A 17547-nucleotide genomic window follows, 5' to 3' on the forward strand; every position below is an offset into this window, starting at 1 on the left:
CGGGGACGGGCGGGGGTACGCCGAAGGGCCCGGCCGTCTCGTGGCCGGGCCCTTCGGGCCGTCAGGCCTTGCGGAGGCGGAACGTCAGGGACAGCGCCTCGTCCGTGAACGGCTCGCCGTAGGCGCCGTCCGCGTCGCCCCGGGCGAAGTCGGTCGCCAGGACCTCGTCGGCGATGAGGCCGGCGTGGTCGGTCAGGGCCGTGACGACCTCGTCGTCGGTCGAGGTCCAGCGCAGGGCGATCCGGTCCGCGACGTCGAGGCCGCTGTTCTTGCGGGCCTCCTGGATCAGGCGGATCGCGTCGCGGGCCAGTCCGGCCAGCCGCAGTTCCGGCGTGATCTCCAGGTCCAGGGCGACGGTGGCGCCCGCCTCGGAGGCGACGGACCAGCCCTCGCGCGGCGTCTCGGTGATGATCACCTCGTCCGGCGTGAGGGTGATCGTCTCGCCGTTCACCTCCAGCGCGGCCTCGCCGCCGCGCAGGGCGAGCGACAGGGCGGCGGCGTCGGTCGCGGCGACGGCCTTGGCGACGTCCTGCACGCCCTTGCCGAACCGCTTGCCGAGGGCGCGGAAGTTCGCCTTCGCCGTCGTGTCGACGAGCGACCCGCCGACCTCGGAGAGGGAGGCCAGCGAGGAGACGTTGAGCTCCTCGGTGATCTGGGCGCGCAGTTCGGGGGTGAGCGACTCGGAGCCCGCCGCGGCGACCAGGGCGCGGGAGAGGGGCTGGCGGGTCTTCACGCCGGACTCGGCGCGTGCGGCGCGGCCCAGTTCGACGAGGCGCCGCACCAGCGCCATCTGGCGGGACAGCTCCGGGTCGATCGCCGACAGGTCGGCCTCGGGCCAGGTGGAGAGGTGGACGGACTCGGGTGCGTCGGGCGTGACCGGGACGACCAGGTCCTGCCAGACCCGCTCGGTGATGAACGGCGTCAGCGGCGCCATGAGGCGCGTGACGGTCTCCACGACCTCGTGCAGGGTGCGCAGGGCCGCCTTGTCGCCCTGCCAGAAGCGGCGGCGCGACCGGCGCACGTACCAGTTGGACAGGTCGTCGACGAAGGCGGAGAGGAGCTTGCCGGCGCGCTGGGTGTCGTACGCCTCCAGCGCCTGCGTGACCTGGTCGGTCAGTGCGTGCAGCTCGCTCAGCAGCCAGCGGTCCAGGACGGTGCGGTCGGCGGGCGCCGGGTCGGCGCCGGTGGGCGACCAGCCGGCGGTGCGCGCGTACAGCGCCTGGAAGGCGACCGTGTTCCAGTACGTGAGGAGCGTCTTGCGGACGACCTCCTGGATGGTGCCGTGACCGACGCGGCGGGCCGCCCAGGGGGAGCCGCCGGCGGCCATGAACCAGCGCACCGCGTCGGCGCCGTGCTGGTCCATCAGCGGGATGGGCTGGAGGATGTTGCCCAGGTGCTTGGACATCTTCCGGCCGTCCTCGGCGAGGATGTGGCCGAGGCAGACGACGTTCTCGTACGAGGACTTGTCGAAGACGAGCGTGCCGACGGCCATCAGCGTGTAGAACCAGCCGCGCGTCTGGTCGATGGCCTCGGAGATGAACTGCGCCGGGTAGCGCTGCTCGAACAGCTCCTTGTTGCGGTAGGGGTAGCCGTACTGCGCGAACGGCATCGAGCCGGAGTCGTACCAGGCGTCGATGACCTCGGGGACGCGCATCGCGGTGAGCGCGCAGCCGTCGTGGGTGCAGGGGAACGTGACGTCGTCGATGTACGGGCGGTGCGGGTCCAGGCCGGACTGGTCGGTGCCGGTCAGTTCGGTCAGCTCGGCCCGCGAGCCGACGCAGGTGAGGTGGCCCTCCTCGCAGCGCCAGACGGGCAGCGGGGTGCCCCAGTAGCGGTTGCGGGACAGCGCCCAGTCGATGTTGTTGTTCAGCCAGTCGCCGAACCGGCCGTGCTTGACGGAGTCGGGGAACCAGTTGGTCGCCTCGTTCTCCTCCAGCAGCCGGTCCTTCACGGCGGTGGTGCGGATGTACCAGGACGGCTGCGCGTAGTACAGCAGCGCCGTGTGGCAGCGCCAGCAGTGCGGGTAGCTGTGCTCGTAGGCGATGTGCCGCAGCAGCAGGCCCCGGGCGTCGAGGTCGGCGGTGAGCGCCTCGTCGGCCTTCTTGAAGAACACGCCGCCGACGAGCCGTACGTCCTCCTCGAAGGTGCCGTCGGGGCGGACCGGGTTCACGACGGGCAGGTCGTAGGCGCGGCAGACCTTGAGGTCGTCCTCACCGAAGGCCGGCGCCTGGTGGACCAGGCCCGTGCCGTCCTCGGTGGTCACGTAGTCGGCGTTGACGACGAAGTGGGCCTCGGCCGGGAACTCGACCAGGTCGAAGGGGCGCCGGTAGGACCAGCGCTCCATCTCGGCGCCGGTGAACGTCTGCCCGGTGGCCTCCCAGCCCTCGCCGAGGGCCTTCTCCAGCAGCGGCTGGGCGACGACGAGCTTCTCCCGGCCGTCGGTGGCGACGACGTAGGTGACGTCGGGGTGGGCGGCGACCGCGGTGTTGGACACCAGCGTCCAGGGCGTGGTCGTCCAGACCACGAGCGCCGCCTCGCCGGCCAGGGGGCCGGAGGTGAGCGGGAAGCGGACGTACACCGACGGGTCGACGACCGTCTCGTACCCCTGCGCCAGCTCGTGGTCCGACAGGCCGGTGCCGCAGCGCGGGCACCAGGGGGCGACGCGGTGGTCCTGGACGAGCAGGCCCTTGCCGAAGATCTCCTTCAGCGACCACCACACCGAGTCGACGTACTCGGGGTCCATCGTGCGGTACGCGTCGTCCAGGTCGACCCAGTAGCCCATGCGGGTCGTCAGCTCGGCGAACGCGTCGGTGTGGCGGGTCACGGACTCGCGGCACCTGGCGTTGAACTCGGCGATGCCGTACGCCTCGATGTCCTTCTTGCCGGAGAAGCCGAGCTCCTTCTCGACGGCCAGCTCGACCGGGAGGCCGTGGCAGTCCCAGCCGGCCTTGCGGGCCACGTGGTAGCCGCGCATGGTGCGGAAGCGGGGGAACACGTCCTTGAAGACGCGGGCCTCGATGTGGTGGGCGCCCGGCATGCCGTTGGCGGTGGGCGGGCCCTCGTAGAACACCCACTCGGGGCGCCCTTCGGACTGCTCCAGGCTCTTGGCGAAGACCTTGTTCTCCCGCCAGAAGTCGAGCACGGCGTGCTCGAGGGCGGGCAGGTCGACCTGGGCGGGTACCTGGCGGTACTGCGACATCGGATCCTCCGGCGGACAGTTTCGTCGTTCCGTCGGAGGGACGAGAGCGCGTGCTCCCGCGGTACCACCCTCCTTGGCGCCGGGCACCAGGCCCGGAGCCCCCTCATTGGGGTCGCGATGCCGGTTCTACTGACCTCGTGCGGGCGCGGCCCGCTGTCCGAGGCTTTCTTCCGGCGGCTCCGGGGTGATGCTTCACGTCGGGCTCGCCCCCGGGCTCTCACCGTCCCCGGGTCGCTCATGGCCGCGTGCGACGCTACTGGTCCCCATCGACGCCTTTCGCTGTGTTCAGTGTACGGGCCGGTGCGGGCATCGGTCGCCATGATTTCGGCGGCCGCGCGCGTACCGCCGAACGGACCTGTGCGCCGTCGTGCTCCTCCGGCGGCCGCGTACCGCCGGTTGCCGGGCGGTCGGCGGGGCGCGGGCCCTTCGGGCTCCCCTGGTCGGGTAGCGGCTGTCCGGCACCGGCGGCGTGCCCCGTTGCCGCGGGGGCGAAGTCGATTTATCGTCCCAGCACGATTCGCGAGCAAGATCACAATATGTGAAGGGGCCGCGGCATGGTGGCGAAGAAGACCGCCGTCGAGGGGACGGCGTCCGGGCGGTCCGCCGCGTCAGCCGAGGGCCGTGCCCCCGCCAACGCGCGCGGGGCGGCCCCGGTGGAGGAAGGGCCCCCGGCCGGCCGACGCACGGGCACCCGGGCGAAGGCGGCGAAGGGCGTGGCCGAGGAGGCGGCTCCCGCGGAGGCGTCGACCGGGAAGCCGGCCGCGAAGAAGGCGGTGGAGAAGAAGGCGGCCGCGAGGAAGGCGGCCGCGAAGAAGGGGGCCGCGAAGAAGGGGGCCGCGAAGAAGGGGGCCGCGAAGAAGGCGGGGGCGGAGCAGGCCGGAGCCGAGAAGACCGCCGCCGAGACGTCCGGGGTGAAGAAGGCCGCTGCCAGGACGACCGGGGCGAAGAAGGCCGGGGCGGAGAAGGCCGGGGCGGTGGAGGCCGGGGCGGTGGAGGCGGCCGCCGGGGAGAAGGCCCCGGCCAGGAAACGGGCGGCGGCGAAGAGGGCACCCGCCAAGCGGTCCGCCGCTTCGGCGGCCGGGGGGAGCGGCGGGAAGACGTCGGTGCCGGGGAGGTCCGGGACGGCCTCCGCGGGGAAGGCATCTGGGAGCGCGTCCGGCCGGAAGGCGGTCACCGCCAAGAAGGTGGCGGACGCGCAGGCGTCGGGAGGTTCCCGCCGTCGCCACCGCGGTGACGGAGCCGCCGGTGGGGAAGTAGTGGTCGGTGAGACGTCCGCGGCCGGTGAGGCGGCGGGTGGCAGGGCAGGGAAGAAGGCCGCGTCCGCGGCCGAGGTGGCGGCCGGGGCCGCCGAGGAGACAGGAGCCAGGACGGTGGCAGCGAAGAAGACGGCGGACGTGACCACGGCGGCCGGAATGGCCGTTCCCACGGCCCGCGGGGTCGCCGATGTGGCGCCCGAGGAGCTCGCCGTACGGCCGGGCGAGGAACCCTGGACCGCCGAGGAGGTCGCGCAGGCCCGCGCCGAGCTGGAGGGGGAGGTGCGCCGGCTCCAGCAGGAGCTCGCCGCGTCCGAGGAGGCCCTGTCGGGGCTGATGCGGGACTCGGGGGAGGGCGCCGGCCACGACGAGGCGGACACCGGGACGAAGAACATCACCCGCGAGCACGAGATGGCCCTCGCGGCGAACGCCCGCGCCACCCTGGAGCAGAGCCGGCACGCGCTGCAGCGGCTGGACGCGGGTACGTACGGACTGTGCGAGGTCTGCGGCAAGCCGATCGGCAAGGCGCGCATGCAGGCCTTCCCCCGGGCCACCCTGTGCGTGGAGGACAAGCAGAAGCAGGAACGGCGGGGCTGACCGCACGGGTGTGCCGTACCCTCGTCACAGTCAGGTACCTAGGTTGAGGGACTCACGTGGCAGAGGCGGAGCAGGTCATCGGTACGCCGGACGTTGACGACGAGGCCGGGACGCCCGCCGAGCGGCCCGCGGGCCGGCGCAGGGTCGTGGCGCTCGTCGCCGTGGCCCTCGTCGCGTACCTGCTGGACCTGGGCACCAAGATGCTGGTCGTGGCGCGGCTGGAGCACCACGACCCGATCGTGGTGATCGACGGCCTGCTCGAGTTCAAGGCCATCAGGAACCCGGGCGCCGCCTTCGGCATCGGCGAGGCGTTCACGGTCCTCTTCACGGTGATCGCCACGGCCGTGATCGTGGTGATCGTGCGGCTGGCGCGCAAGCTGTACAGCCTGCCCTGGGCGATCGCGCTGGGTCTGCTGCTCGGGGGCGCGCTCGGCAACCTCACCGACCGGATCTTCCGCTCGCCGGGCGTGTTCGAGGGCGCGGTGGTCGACTTCATCGCCCCCGCGCACTTCGCGGTCTTCAACCTCGCGGACTCGGCGATCGTCTGCGGCGGCTTCCTGATCGTGATCCTCTCCTTCCGCGGCCTGGACCCGGACGGGACCGTCCACAAGGACTGAGCGGGCGAGCCCCCGGCCGGGTCCTCCGCGGCTCCGTCCACAGGCCCGACCGGGCCGGGGCGCGGACAAGGCATACTCGACGGGTGAGCACGCTTCCCGAGATCCGCACGCTGCCCGTACCCGACGGCCTGGAGGGCGAGCGCGTCGACGCCGCCATCGCCCGCATGTTCGGCTTTTCCCGCACCAAGGCGGCCGAGCTGGCCTCCGCCGGGAAGGTCCTCGTCGACGGCGCGGTGGTCGGCAAGTCCGAGCGCGTCTCGGGTGGTGCCTGGCTGGAGGTCGAGATGCCGGGGGCGCCCGCCCCGGTGCGGGTCGTCGCCGAGCCGGTCGAGGGGATGGAGATCGTCCACGACGACGACGACATCGTCGTGATCATGAAGCCGGTCGGTGTCGCCGCGCACCCGAGCCCCGGCTGGACGGGCACCACCGTGATCGGCGGCCTCGCCGCCGCCGGGTACCGGATCTCCACGTCCGGCGCCGCCGAGCGCCAGGGCATCGTGCACCGCCTCGACGTCGGCACGTCCGGGCTGATGGTCGTCGCCAAGTCGGAGCGCGCCTACACGCTGCTGAAGGCCCAGTTCCGCGAGCGGGTCGTGGACAAGCGGTACCACGCGCTCGTCCAGGGCCACCCGGACCCGCTGAGCGGCACGATCGACGCGCCGATCGGCCGCCACCCCCAGCACGACTACAAGTGGGCCGTCACCGCCGAGGGCAAGCCGTCCGTCACCCACTACGACCTCGTCGAGGCGTACCGGGCCGCCTCCCTCCTCGACATCAAGCTGGAGACGGGCCGGACGCACCAGATCCGCGTCCACATGTCCGCCCACCGGCACCCCTGCGTCGGCGACCTGACGTACGGCGCCGACCCGACGCTCGCCAAGCGGCTCGGCCTGACCCGCCAGTGGCTGCACGCGGTGCGCCTCGGCTTCGAGCACCCGTCGGACGGCCGGTGGGTCGAGTTCGAGAGCGGCTACCCCGACGACCTGAGGCACGCCCTCGACACCATCGCCGCGGAGAGCGCGTGACCGCCTACCGCGTCCGCGAGGCGCGGACGGAGGAGGACCGCGCGGCGGCCTTCGCCGTCCGGCGCGCGGTGTTCGTCGTCGAGCAGGGCGTCCCGGAGGAGATCGAGTACGACACGTACGACGCCTCCGCCGTGCACGTCCTCGCCGAGCGCGCCGCCGACGGCGCCGCCCTCGGCACAGGCCGGCTCCTGCACGGGCCGGACGCCGCCGGCCGGACGGGCGGCGCCGAGGGCGTCGGCGCGCTCGGCCGCCTCGCCGTGACCCGGGCCGCCCGCGGCCTCGGGGTGGGGGCGGCGCTCGTCCGCGCCATCGAGGACGCGGCGCGGGCCCGGGGCCTGACGGCCGTGGACCTGCACGCGCAGACCCACGCCCTCGACTTCTACCGGCGCCTCGGCTACGCGCCGTACGGCACGGAGTTCCTCGACGCGGGAATCCCGCACCTGGCGATGCGCCGCGCCCTCTGATCCACCGGGCGGCGTGGCAGGGTGGAGCCCTGACCCCGGCGTTCCCCAGCGGGTGGAGGGCCTCGCACCGTGGACCAGTTGGCTCTGCTTCTCGTACTGCTGCTCGGCGCCCTGCTGACCGTGCCGCTCGGCGACCGCCTCACCGTGCCGGCGCCGGTCCTCATGACGCTGCTCGGGATCGTCCTCGCCTTCCTGCCGTTCGTACCGAACGTCGACGTCCCGCCCGAGCTCATCCTGCCGCTGGTCCTGCCGCCGCTGCTGTACGCCACCGTGCAGCGCACCTCCTGGCGGCAGTACGCCGTCAACAAGCGGCCGATCCTGCTGCTCGCGGTGGCGCTGGTGCTGGTCACCACGGCCGTCGTCGCCGCCGTCGCGCACACCGTCGTCCCCGGACTGCCCATCGCCGCCGCCGTCGCGCTGGGCGCGCTCGTCGCCCCGCCCGACCCGATCGCCGCGTCCGCCGTGGCCGGGTCCGTCGGGCTGCCCCGCCGCCTCGTCTCCATCCTGGAGGGCGAGGGCCTGTTCAACGACGTGACGGCGATCGTCGTCTACCACGTCGCCGTCGGGGCGGTCGTCGCCGGGACCTTCTCCTGGGCCGGCGCCGGCGTCGAGCTGCTGCTCGCGGCGGTCGTCGCCCTCGCCGTCGGCCTGCTCCTGGGCAAGCTGGGCGCCCGGCTGGCGGGCGCGCTCGACGACGCCACCCTGCGCACCGGACTCACCCTCCTGCTGCCGTTCGCCGCCTACTCCCTCGCCGAGGAGCTGCACGGCTCCGGCGTCCTGGCGGTCCTGGTCACCGCCCTCGTCCTGGCCCGGCACACCCTCGACGCGGACGACGTGACGGGGCGGCTGGCCGGCCGCACCTTCTGGGAGATCGTCGACACCCTCGTCACCGGCGTCGCCTTCGGGCTGGTCGGGTTGGAGCTCAGCGCCGTGTTCGGGTTCGCCGAGGGGCGCCTGACGCACATGCTCGGCTGGGGCGCGGTGGTCGTCGCGACCGTCGTCGGGGTGCGGCTGCTGTGGCTGCTGCCGGCGACCTGGTTCGCCAAGCGGCTCCACACGCGCCGCGCGTCGGCCGAGGAGATCCCGATGAGCTGGCGGGAGACCGTCGTCATGTGGTGGTCGGGGATGCGCGGTGTCGCGTCCGTCGCGCTGGCGCTGGCCATCCCGCTCACCACCGACGACGGCCGCCCGTTCCCCGGTCGTGACGAGATCCTCTTCATCGCCTTCTGCGTGATCGTCGCCACCCTGGTCTTCCAGGGGCTCACGCTGCCCTGGCTCGTCGGCCGGCTGGGGGTGCGCGCCGACAGCGACGAGGAGCGGCGCCTCGAACGGGACCTCGCGCTGCGCGCCGCCCTCGCCGCGAAACGGCGGCTGAAGGAGATCCAGCGCACCGAGGGACTGCCCGAGGAACTGGTCGAGCGGCTGCGGCGGACGGCCCTCGACATCGGGGCGCGCATCAGCCCGGACCTGGTCGACGAGGAGCGGCGGGTCGCCTACGAACGGCGTGCCGAGGACTTCCGTACCGTCCACCGCGTCCAGCACGAGCTGCTCTCCGCCGCCCGGCACGAGGTCCTCGCGGCACGCAACGAACCCGGCGCCGACCCGGAGGTCGTCGACCGGGTGCTGTACCAGCTCGACGTGCGCAGCCTGCGCTGACCCGGGACCGTACCGGCGCACCCGCGGGCGCACCGGCGGGCGTCAGCGCCGGGCGCGGCGGACCCGGTCGCGCTCGAGGGTCGGCCCGTGCTCGGTCCGCCGGTCGCGTTCCGGTCCGCGCCCGAGGTCGGGGCGCTCCCGGTCGGCTCCGCCGGGGCCGTCGGCACGCTCGGCGCCGTCCGGGCGGACGCCGTCGAGGCGGGCGGGGCCGTCGGTCCGGCCGGGCGCCGCCGTGGTGGCCACCCGCGGCAGGGCGTACGGGTGGTGCTCCGTGAGCCAGGCGACGAGCTGCTCGCGCACGGCGCACCGCAGCGTCCAGACGTCGTCGGCGTTGCGGGCGGTGACCACCGCCCGGACGACCACCGTGCTCGGGGTGGTGTCCGTGACGGCGAGCGACCAGCTGCGGCCGTCCCACTCCGGCGACTCCTGAAGGAGCCGGTGCAGCCGTTCCCGCATGAGCGGGACCGGGGCGGCGTGGTCCAGGTGGAAGTAGACGGTCCCGGTGATCTGGGCGCCGCCGCGCGACCAGTTCTCGAAGGGCTTGCTGGTGAAGTACGAGACGGGCATCGTGATCCGGCGCTCGTCCCAGGTCCGGACGGTGAGGAAGGTCAGCGTGACCTCCTCGACCGTGCCCCACTCGCCGTCCACCACCACGGTGTCCCCTATGCGCACCATGTCGCCGAAGGCGATCTGGAAGCCGGCGAAGACGTTGCTCAGGGTGGACTGGGCGGCGACGCCCGCGACGATGCCGAGGATGCCGGCGGAGGCCAGCATCGAGGTGCCGACGGCCCGGAAGTCGGGGAACGTCAGCAGCATCGCCGCCGTGGCGACCACGGCGACCACCGCCGTGACGATCCGCATGATCAGGGTGACCTGCGTGCGGACCCGGCGGCGCCGGTCGGCGTTGCGGGTCGCCGCTGCGTAGCGGGTGTACGTCGCCTCGACGACGGCCGACGCGATCCGCACCACCAGCCACGCGCTGGCCCCGATCAGCACCAGCGTCAGCGCGCGGCCGATGCCGGCGGCGTGGTCCTGGATGATCCGCCACGCCGTCTGGCGGTACGCCCCGCGCAGCAGCGCGCTGAGCAGGACGAGCTGGACCGGTATCCGGCAGCGCCGCAGCAGCCCCCACAGCGGGGTGCGGGTGTGGTGGCGCTCGTCCGCCCGCCGCAGCAGCAGGTCGGACAGCCAGCCGACGAGCAGGGTGAGGAGGATCGAGCCGCCGAGGACGATCAGGGGGCGCAGTACGTTCTCCATGACTCCGGACGCTCGACGTGGGGTGAAAGGATGACCGGATGGAGATCATGCTGTTCCACTCGGTCTACGGGCCGCGCCCCGCGGTGCACGCCGCCGCGGACCGGCTGCGCGCCGCTGGGCACCAGGTGCACGTGCCCGACCTCTACGAGGGCCAAACCGCCGCGTCCGTGGAGGAGGGGAGGGAGATCAAGGACCGCATCGGCTGGGAGGAGCTGACCCGGCGGGCCGTCTCCGCCGCCGCGCCGCACTCCGAGCGGGGTCTCGTGTACGCGGGGTTCTCCCTGGGCGCCGCGTTCGCGCAGGTGCTGGCGGTGGCCGACGAGAAGGCACGGGGACTGCTCCTGCTGCACGGCACGTACGACGTGCCGGAGGACGCGTCGGTGGGCGGTCTGCCGGTGCAGCTGCACGTCGCCGACCCCGATCCGTTCGAGCCGGACGACTGGCTGAACACCTGGTACCTGGAGATGGGGCGGGCCGGCGCGGACGTCGAGGTGCACCGGTACCGGGGTGCCGGCCACCTGTACACCGACCCGGACCTGCCGGACCACGACGCGGAGGCGGCCGAGCGGACCTGGGCGACGGCCCTGTCGTTCCTCGACGGCCTCTGAGCCCCCGGGTCTCCGACGTGCCGGGGGGCACGGCGCCGCCGTCGTGGCGGCACCGTGCCCCTCGCCGTCGCGCCCCGGAACCGTTCGGCGGCGCTCCGTCGGCCCGGTGGTGCGGTGGTGCGGCAGTGCGGTGCGGTGCGGTGACGCGCGGCGGATCAGCGGGTGCGGTACGCCGTCCAGTGGTCCTGCATGCGCTGCACCTGGCCGGCGGTGAACTGGTGCATGCAGGAGTCGTACGTGTAGTCCATGAAGTTGTGGATCGGGTCGACGCCGGCCTGGCGGGCGCAGGTGTCGCGGCCGGTCGGGCACTGGTACGCCGGGCTCTTCTCGGCGGCCGTGTCGGCCACGTAGTCGCCCTGGCCGCTGCAGCCGCCCTGGAACGTGTGGTACAGCCCCATCCAGTGGCCGACCTCGTGGGTGCCGGTGTCGCCCTGGTTGTAGTTGGCCGCGGAGCCGCCGGGCAGGGAGGCGTCGAGGACGACGACGCCGTCCATGGACGGGTTGGAGGCGTACGACGTCGGGAACGTCGCCCAGCCGAGCAGGCCGCCGCTGAGGTTGGCGGTGTAGAAGTTGAGCGCGCCGGCGCCGCCCTGGCGGAGCGCGGTCTTCATCGCCTTCTCCTCGGGGGAGCCGGAGGAGAGGTTGTACCAGGAGGCGTTGTCCGTGTAGGTGGTGCCGGCCAACGTGAACTGGAAGCCGGTGGCGGTGTTGCCGCTGCCCTGGCCGCCGAAGGCGGAGTTGAGGACGGACATCTGGTTGTTGATGTCCGTGGCGGTCAGCTTGCCCTTGGTGCCGTCGTGCACGACGTGGAAGTAGACCGGGATGGTGGTGGCGGCCGCCGCGTCGAACCGGCCGGCGTCCAGGCCCTTGGCCTTCGCGGCCTTCAGCTTCTTGTGGAGGTCGGCCTCCATGGCCGCGGCCTTCTCGGCGGTGACCTCGTTGGGCTCGTGCGTGTGGACGTCGCCGGAGGGGCGGGACTCACGGGCGTGCGCGTTCGCGTCCGACTCCTCGACGCACTCCTCACCGGCGGCGGCGGCGGCGGCGGCGAGCGGGGCGGTCGCGGCGGCACCGGTGGGCGCGGAGAACGGGAACAGGGCGAGCGTTCCGGCCAGTACGGCCGTGCCGAGCACGCGGCGGTGCGTTCTCGGGGATATGCGGACAAGAGCACGCATGGGTGACTCCTCGCGGGGGGACCGGCGGGGGCTTTCCCTGCCGACGCCCGGAGGTTACGTGGTCATGTCAGAAGTGCAGCAGGAGTGATCCGGCCCAATCAATCGTTGAGGAGATGGAGGCATCCGGGAGAAATCCTGCGGTCCATCCCGAGGGTCGAGACCAGCTCGTAACGAATCAGCCACCGGTGTCGGGTGGTGTGTCCGGATTCGATCTTCGGAACACACCGCCCGTCACACGGCTGTGATCTCGGTTTGACACCCGTCGGGTTGGCTGAAAATCGCCCCTCGGGTCACCTCATCACACCGGGGAGTACACCCGCTCGACCTTCTGCGTTCCGTTGAGCGTGCGGTACGACCGGGCCCACTTCGCCGAGGCGCCCGGCTTCCTGCGGTCGGAAAGCACGAAGTAGTCCATCTGTGCGCGCTCGGTCGTCACGTCGAGCACGCCGTACCCGTGGTGGTCCATGTCCAGCCAGTGCACATGGCTGTTGGCCGCCTTGATCGCCGCGGCGGCGACCGCCGACGCGGTGTTCGCCGGGACGCGCAGGATGTCGTCGAGGTTGTCCGAGGTCACCGAGGTGACGACGAACTCCGTCGCCGCGGACGGTGACTTGGGGTAGGTGGCGGCCGTGACGGGCACGTCGTTGGCCCACGCCATGTGGATGTCACCGGTGAGGAACACGGTGTTGCGCACCGCCCGCTCCTGGAGGTGGGCCAGCAGCTCGCGCCGGTCGTCGGTGTAGCCGTCCCACTGGTCGACGTTGATCGCGAGCCCGCCGGCCGGCAGACCCAGCAGCTCGGCCACCGGCTTCAGCAGGTGCGCCGGGAGCGAGCCGAAGGCGACCGGCGAGATCATCACCGAGGTGCCGACCAGCCGCCAGGCCGCGTCCGAGGAGGCCAGCCCGGCCTTCAGCCAGTCCAGCTGGGCGCGGCCGGTGATCGTGCGCTCCGGGTCGTCGACCTTGCCGCTGCCCACGGTGACCTGCTGGGAGCGGAACGAGCGCAGGTCGAGCAGGTGCAGGTCGGCGAGCCTGCCGTAGCGCAGCCGCCGGTAGACCGTGCCCTCGGCCGAGGTGCGCACCGGCATCCACTCGAAGTAGGCGCGCTTCGCGGCGGCCACCCGCGAGGCCCAGTCGCCCTCGGTCCCCGGCGTGTGGTTGTCGGCCCCGCCCGACCACGTGTCGTCGGCGAACTCGTGGTCGTCCCATATCGCGATCACCGCGTGGGCGGCGTGCAGCGCCTGGAGGTCCGGGTCCGTCTTGTACGTGGCGTGCCGGATCCGGTAGTCGGCCAGGGTGACCGTCTCGTGGCGGGGCTCGTGCGGGCGCAGGACGCGGGAGGTCTTGGGGTAGGAGCCGGAACCGTACTCGTATATGTAGTCGCCCAGGTGGAGGACCGCGTCGAGGTCGGCGCGCGCGGCCAGGTGCCGGTAGGCGGCGAAGTAGCCCGCCTCCCAGTTCGCGCAGGACACGACGCCGAACCGGACGCCCGGCGTGGCGTCGTCGTACCCGGGCGTGGTGCGGGTCCGGCCGACCGGCGAGAGGGCGGCGGCGGTGCCGCCGTCCGTGCCGGCCGCGAAGCGGAACCAGTACGTGGTGGCCGGGCGCAGGCCGCGCACGTCCACCTTGACGGTGTGGTCGGTGTCGGCGCTCGCGGTGACCGCTCCCCGGGCGGCGATCCGGGTGAACCCGCGGTCCTCGGCGACCTCCCATCTGACCTCGGTGTCGGCGCCCTCGCCCGATCCGGGCAGGGCGTCGGGGGAGGGGGTCACGCGGGTCCAGAGCAGGACCCCGTCGGGGAGCGGGTCGCCCGAGGCGACGCCGTGGAGGAAGGCGGGGGCCCGGACGTCCGCGGCGGCGGGGGAGGCGGCCGTGGAGACGAGCGCGGGCGCGGCGACGGCCGTGACGGCGGCGGCCTTGACGACGGTGCGGCGGCTGGGAGCCGCGGTGCGGATGAGGTTTCGACTGGTCACGGGCGCTCAGATTACTGAGCGGTAGAGAGCGCGGCGGGCGAACTCCCCTGAGTTCGCCCGCCTGTTGGCCGGAATTCGCGCCTGGTCGACCTCGCCGTCAGCGGGCCTCACCGGTGGTCATTCGGCGAGGTCGCGGTGGGGCGAGGCCGATGTCAGGCGACGCCGCCCTGCTTGGTGGCGCAGAACTCCTCGCGGCCGTCCGCCCCGTCCTTGAGGCAGACGCGCACGGTCACCTTGGTGCCCTCGGGGAGGTCCCAGCTCCCGCTCCCGCAGCTGTTGTCCGCGCCGTTGGCGTCCTGGACCACCTGCCGGTAGCTACCGGTCGAGGTGCGGTAGTGGAGCTCGCCGTGGACCCTCTTGCCGTCCGCCCGCGTGTCGCAGACGTCGAGGCGGTCGCCGTTGGAGACGAACTTGGCCCAGCCGCCCCAGCCGGCGTCGTTGGTGTAGGCGATGGCGTCCGTGCCGGCCATGGCCGGGCTGACGCCCATCACGAACGCGGCGCCCGCGGCGGCGGCCACGACGGCTCCCCGCTTCTTCATCCTGGTGTTGACGCGCATGACTGCATCCCTCCCGTTTCTGTTCAGATGATCATGCGGAAACGATCTTTCTTCGAAGTCCGTGGCGTGTCAACCGAGTTGGGGGCCACCCCGCGCGGGGGCGGTCGGGAATGCGGCCGAAAACAGGGGGAGGGGGAGGCGCGGCCGTCACGGCCCCGCCTCCCCCTCCGCGGGGTACGCCTCTGATCAGCCCTTCAGGGCCTTCTCCATCGCCGTGGTGAACTCGGCCGCCGTCATGGGCGCGTTCTTGCCGTTCGCGTCCGTCACCGGCTTGCCGTCCATCCTCAGGCTCGGGGTGCCCGTGACGCCGCTCTTGTCGAAGGTCTCGGACATCTTCAGCGCCCAGGCGTCGAAGGTGCCCTCCTCGACGTTCTTCTTGAACGCGGCGTTGTCCTTGAGTGCCGGGACCGCCTCGGCGATCTTCAGGATGTACGAGTCCTTGCCGAGCTCGTCCTTCGACTCCTCCGGGTGGAACTTCGTCGAGTACATCGCCGCCTTGAACTTCATGAACGCGTCAGGGCTCACGTCGAGCGCGGCGCCCAGCGCCGACAGGGCGTTCTTCGAGCCCTCGCCGTTCGAGCCGATCCGGCCCTTCTCGATGGAGTCGCCGTCGAGGAAGGTGGCACCCACATACTGGATCTTGTACTTGCCCGCCTCGACGTCCTTCTCCAGGGTCGGGCCGACCTGCTGCTCGAAGATGGCGCAGACCGGGCAGCGCGAGTCCTCGAAGAGCTGGAGGGTCTTCTTCGCGCCCGGCTTGCCGATGACGACCGTGGTGCCGTTCTCGCCGGTGGTGTTCTTCGGCGCCTTGACGTCCTTCACCTGCTTGGCGGCCTCCCAGTGGGAGGGCTTGTTGGCCTGGACGACCGCGTAGCCGATGCCGGCCGCGAGGCCGAGCGCGGCCAGGACGGAGACGCCGACGGTGATCTGCCGCCGCGTCTTCTCCCGCTTGGCCTGGCGCGCCCGCTCCTCGCGGAGCCGTTCGCGGGCCGCTGCCTTGTTGGCCTGCTTGTTGCGTGCGCTCATGGTGGTGTCTTCTCCGTCGTGTGTGGGGGATGGTCGTGTCCGAGGAATGCCGGGTCAGGCCGTGACGGCCCGGCGCGGCGGTCCCCTCCGCCCGACGGAGTGCACCAGCAGCCGGCGGTGCGCGGCGGTGCGCGGGCGGGCGCCGGCGCGCGGCGTCGCCCGGGGCGCGAGCCCCCGGGCGGAGACCACCGCCCAGGCCACCAGCAGCGGACGGAACGTCGACACCGCCACCGCGCGCAGCACCCGCGCCAGCGCCGCCTCGCCCCGCCGCAGCCACGCCGCGGCGAGCAGCCCCACCGCGACGTGCGCGGCCAGCAGCAGCCACGGCACCGACGGGTCGGCGGAGTGCAGGAGCGCGGCCGCCGCCGTCTCGGGCACGGCGACCCCCGACAGGGGCGTGCCCACCGCGTCACCGCAGAGCACGTCGACGCCGACCGCGCGCAGCGAGCCGGCCACCGGGCCGCCCGAGAGGCCATAGCAGGCGTGCTGCCCCGCGGTGAACGCGGTGTCCGCGGCCAGCTCCAGCGGGACGAGCAGCCCCGCTATGGGCCAGAAGCCGCGCTCCCGGCCGGCCAGCGCGTAGGCGACGGCGAAGACCCCGGCCGCGACGAGCAGCACAGCGGTCAGCGGGAGCGGCACCCGGGAGAGCAGCACGTGGGAGGCGGCGGACAGCGTCACGACCAGAGCCGTGAAGATCGCTGCCCGCGCCCCCCTGAGCTGGGTCCCGGCCATGTCGTCCATCGTCCGAGAGTGTGCCACGCGCGACTGTAAGGGGCCCCTAAAAGGTGATGATCAGCGGAGTCCCGGAATCCGACCGTTACGGAAGAGGTCGACGAAGATCGCGTGGTCGGCCCGCGCGCGGGCCCCGTAGGCGTGTGCGAAGTCGACCAGCATCTCCACGAACCCCTCCTCGTCCGCGGCGATCACCGCGTCGATGGCCCGCTCCGTGGAGAACGGCACCAGCGAGTGGCCGCTCTCGTCGTCGGCGGCCGCGTGCATCGCCGCCGCGGCCCGCCCCAGGTCGGCGACGGTCGCGGCCGTCTCGTCCGGGTCGTCGACGTCCGACCAGTCCAGGTCCACGGCGTACGGGGAGACCTCCGCCACCAGCTGGCCGGCGCCGTCCAGCTCCGTCCAGCCCAGCCACGGGTCGGCGTGCGCCTGGAGCGCCCGCTGCGAGATGACCGTGCGGTGGCCCTCGTGGTGGAAGTACCCGCGCACCGCCGGGTCGGTCACGTGCCGGGAGACCGCCGGGACCTGCCCCTGCTTCATGTAGATCACGACGTCGTTCTCCAGGGCGTCGCTGTTGCCCTCCAGCAGGATGTTGTACGAGGGCAGCCCCGCCGAGCCGATGCCGATGCCGCGCCGCCCCACCACGTCCTTGACCCGGTACGAGTCGGGGCGGCCCAGGCTCGACGGGGGCAGGGTCTCCAGGTACCCGTCGAAGGCGTCCAGCACCTTGTAGCGGGTGGCCGCGTCCAGGTCGACCGCCCCGCCCCCGGGCGAGAAGCGGCGCTCGAAGTCGCGGATCTCCGTCATGGTGGCGAGCAGGCCGAAGCGGGTGAGCGCCCGGGCCTCGTGCAGGGCGTCCAGGAGCGGGCCCTGCGCGGTCCGCAGCGTGAACGGCGAGACCGCCTCGTCGCGGGCCCCGACGGCCAGGGCGTGGATCCGCTCCCGGTAGGCGGCGGCGCACAGCCGTACCAGCTCGGTGATCTGCCTGTCGCTGAACGCCTTGGCGTACCCGAGGAGCGCCAGGGAGGCGGCGAGGCGCTTGAGGTCCCAGGTGAAGGGGCCGACGTACGCCTCGTCGAAGTCGTTGACGTTGAAGACGAGCCGGCCGTGGGCGTCCATGTACGTGCCGAAGTTCTCCGCGTGCAGGTCGCCGTGGATCCACACCCGGGCGGTCCGCTCGTCCAGGAACGGGCCGCCCTCGCGCTCCTCGCCGTCCAGGTCGGCGTAGAAGAGGCACGCGGAGCCCCGGTAGAACGCGAAGGCGGAGTGCGCCATCTTCCGGAACTTGACCCGGAAGGCCGCCGGGTCCGCCGCCAGCAGCTCCCCGAAGGCGGTGTCGAAAACGGAGAGTATCTGCTCGCCGCGCTCCTGTGCGGTGGGCTGCGGGACCGGCATCGTCGGGTGCCTCCTGACAC

General features: G+C 72.9%; 15 protein-coding genes. 6 read left to right on the top strand and 9 right to left on the bottom strand.

Features of this window, described 5'->3' with window-relative positions:
- Positions 1-61: 61 nt before the first annotated feature.
- Together ileS and LPA54_RS15090 are read right to left on the bottom strand one after the other, a co-directional pair.
- On the bottom strand, positions 62-3199 hold the full coding sequence (gene ileS, locus LPA54_RS15085; protein ID WP_228977778.1) for an isoleucine--tRNA ligase: 3138 nt from the start codon (positions 3197-3199) through the stop codon (positions 62-64).
- Between the two features lie 529 nt (positions 3200-3728).
- Entirely contained in the window at positions 3729-4373 is a 645-nt protein-coding gene (locus LPA54_RS15090; RefSeq protein ID WP_228977780.1) for a hypothetical protein, read from the bottom strand.
- An 82-nt stretch (positions 4374-4455) separates the two neighbouring features.
- On the opposite strand from LPA54_RS15090, the gene LPA54_RS42865 reads away from it, so the two are divergent.
- From LPA54_RS42865 to LPA54_RS15115, 5 genes are all read left to right on the top strand, one after another.
- On the top strand, positions 4456-5049 hold the full coding sequence (locus LPA54_RS42865) for a TraR/DksA C4-type zinc finger protein (RefSeq protein WP_228977782.1): 594 nt from the start codon (positions 4456-4458) through the stop codon (positions 5047-5049).
- Between the two features lie 56 nt (positions 5050-5105).
- Positions 5106-5666 carry a signal peptidase II gene (gene lspA / locus LPA54_RS15100; protein ID WP_228977784.1) on the top strand — a complete coding sequence of 187 codons (561 nt, stop codon included), beginning with the start codon at positions 5106-5108 and terminating at the stop codon, positions 5664-5666.
- 83 nt (positions 5667-5749) lie between these two features.
- A complete protein-coding gene (locus tag LPA54_RS15105) occupies positions 5750-6691 on the top strand; it encodes an RluA family pseudouridine synthase (protein ID WP_228977789.1) in 942 nt (313 codons plus the stop codon).
- Positions 6688-7155 (top strand): GNAT family N-acetyltransferase, encoded by a 468-nt coding sequence (locus LPA54_RS15110; protein ID WP_228977792.1) that lies wholly within the window; start codon positions 6688-6690, stop codon positions 7153-7155. Before LPA54_RS15105 ends, LPA54_RS15110 begins: the two co-directional genes overlap by 4 nt.
- Positions 7156-7224: 69 nt before the next feature.
- Positions 7225-8811, top strand: a complete 1587-nt coding sequence (locus LPA54_RS15115) for a Na+/H+ antiporter (protein ID WP_228977793.1) — start codon at positions 7225-7227, stop codon at positions 8809-8811.
- Positions 8812-8853: 42 nt separating this feature from the next.
- Here the strand turns inward: LPA54_RS15115 and LPA54_RS15120 are convergent, their stop codons facing one another.
- Complete coding sequence (locus tag LPA54_RS15120) at positions 8854-10068, bottom strand: mechanosensitive ion channel family protein (RefSeq protein WP_228977796.1); 1215 nt, start codon at positions 10066-10068, stop codon at positions 8854-8856.
- Between the two features lie 38 nt (positions 10069-10106).
- Here LPA54_RS15120 and LPA54_RS15125 point away from each other — a divergent pair, with 38 nt between their 5' ends.
- Positions 10107-10676 carry a dienelactone hydrolase family protein gene (locus LPA54_RS15125; protein WP_228977798.1) on the top strand — a complete coding sequence of 190 codons (570 nt, stop codon included), beginning with the start codon at positions 10107-10109 and terminating at the stop codon, positions 10674-10676.
- 155 nt (positions 10677-10831) lie between these two features.
- On the opposite strand, the gene LPA54_RS15130 is transcribed toward LPA54_RS15125, so the two are convergent.
- The 6 genes from LPA54_RS15130 to LPA54_RS15155 form a co-directional block, all read right to left on the bottom strand.
- Entirely contained in the window at positions 10832-11848 is a 1017-nt protein-coding gene (locus LPA54_RS15130; RefSeq protein ID WP_228977801.1) for a zinc metalloprotease, read from the bottom strand.
- A 298-nt stretch (positions 11849-12146) separates the two neighbouring features.
- Positions 12147-13820, bottom strand: coding sequence for an alkaline phosphatase (locus LPA54_RS15135; RefSeq protein WP_228977803.1), 1674 nt, complete (start codon positions 13818-13820; stop codon positions 12147-12149).
- Positions 13821-13972: 152 nt separating this feature from the next.
- The gene (locus LPA54_RS15140) at positions 13973-14377 is read right to left on the bottom strand and encodes a hypothetical protein (protein WP_228977804.1); all 405 of its coding nucleotides are present in this window, start codon (positions 14375-14377) and stop codon (positions 13973-13975) included.
- A gap of 186 nt (positions 14378-14563) precedes the next feature.
- Positions 14564-15403 (bottom strand): thioredoxin domain-containing protein, encoded by an 840-nt coding sequence (locus LPA54_RS15145; protein ID WP_228977806.1) that lies wholly within the window; start codon positions 15401-15403, stop codon positions 14564-14566.
- A 54-nt stretch (positions 15404-15457) separates the two neighbouring features.
- Complete coding sequence (locus LPA54_RS15150) at positions 15458-16135, bottom strand: hypothetical protein (RefSeq protein ID WP_228977808.1); 678 nt, start codon at positions 16133-16135, stop codon at positions 15458-15460.
- A gap of 60 nt (positions 16136-16195) precedes the next feature.
- The gene (locus LPA54_RS15155; RefSeq protein ID WP_228977810.1) at positions 16196-17527 is read right to left on the bottom strand and encodes a DUF2252 domain-containing protein; all 1332 of its coding nucleotides are present in this window, start codon (positions 17525-17527) and stop codon (positions 16196-16198) included.
- Positions 17528-17547: the final 20 nt, after the last annotated feature.

Origin of the sequence: Streptomyces sp. DH12, assembly GCF_020873895.1 — a bacterium.
In the GTDB taxonomy this organism is placed as follows: Bacteria; Actinomycetota; Actinomycetes; order Streptomycetales; family Streptomycetaceae; genus Streptomyces.

What these genes read in the sequence shown, in the direction of transcription:
- LPA54_RS15150 (WP_228977808.1), bottom strand. Translation starts at nt 16,135, where the DNA reads ATGGCCGGGACCCAGCTCAGGGGGGCGCGGGCAGCGATCTTCACGGCT.
- LPA54_RS15140 (WP_228977804.1), bottom strand. Translation starts at nt 14,377, where the DNA reads ATGCGCGTCAACACCAGGATGAAGAAGCGGGGAGCCGTCGTGGCCGCC.
- LPA54_RS15125 (WP_228977798.1), top strand. Translation starts at nt 10,107, where the DNA reads ATGGAGATCATGCTGTTCCACTCGGTCTACGGGCCGCGCCCCGCGGTG.
- LPA54_RS15155 (WP_228977810.1), bottom strand. Translation starts at nt 17,527, where the DNA reads ATGCCGGTCCCGCAGCCCACCGCACAGGAGCGCGGCGAGCAGATACTC.
- LPA54_RS15145 (WP_228977806.1), bottom strand. Translation starts at nt 15,403, where the DNA reads ATGAGCGCACGCAACAAGCAGGCCAACAAGGCAGCGGCCCGCGAACGG.
- ileS (WP_228977778.1), bottom strand. Translation starts at nt 3,199, where the DNA reads ATGTCGCAGTACCGCCAGGTACCCGCCCAGGTCGACCTGCCCGCCCTC.
- LPA54_RS15130 (WP_228977801.1), bottom strand. Translation starts at nt 11,848, where the DNA reads ATGCGTGCTCTTGTCCGCATATCCCCGAGAACGCACCGCCGCGTGCTC.
- LPA54_RS15120 (WP_228977796.1), bottom strand. Translation starts at nt 10,068, where the DNA reads ATGGAGAACGTACTGCGCCCCCTGATCGTCCTCGGCGGCTCGATCCTC.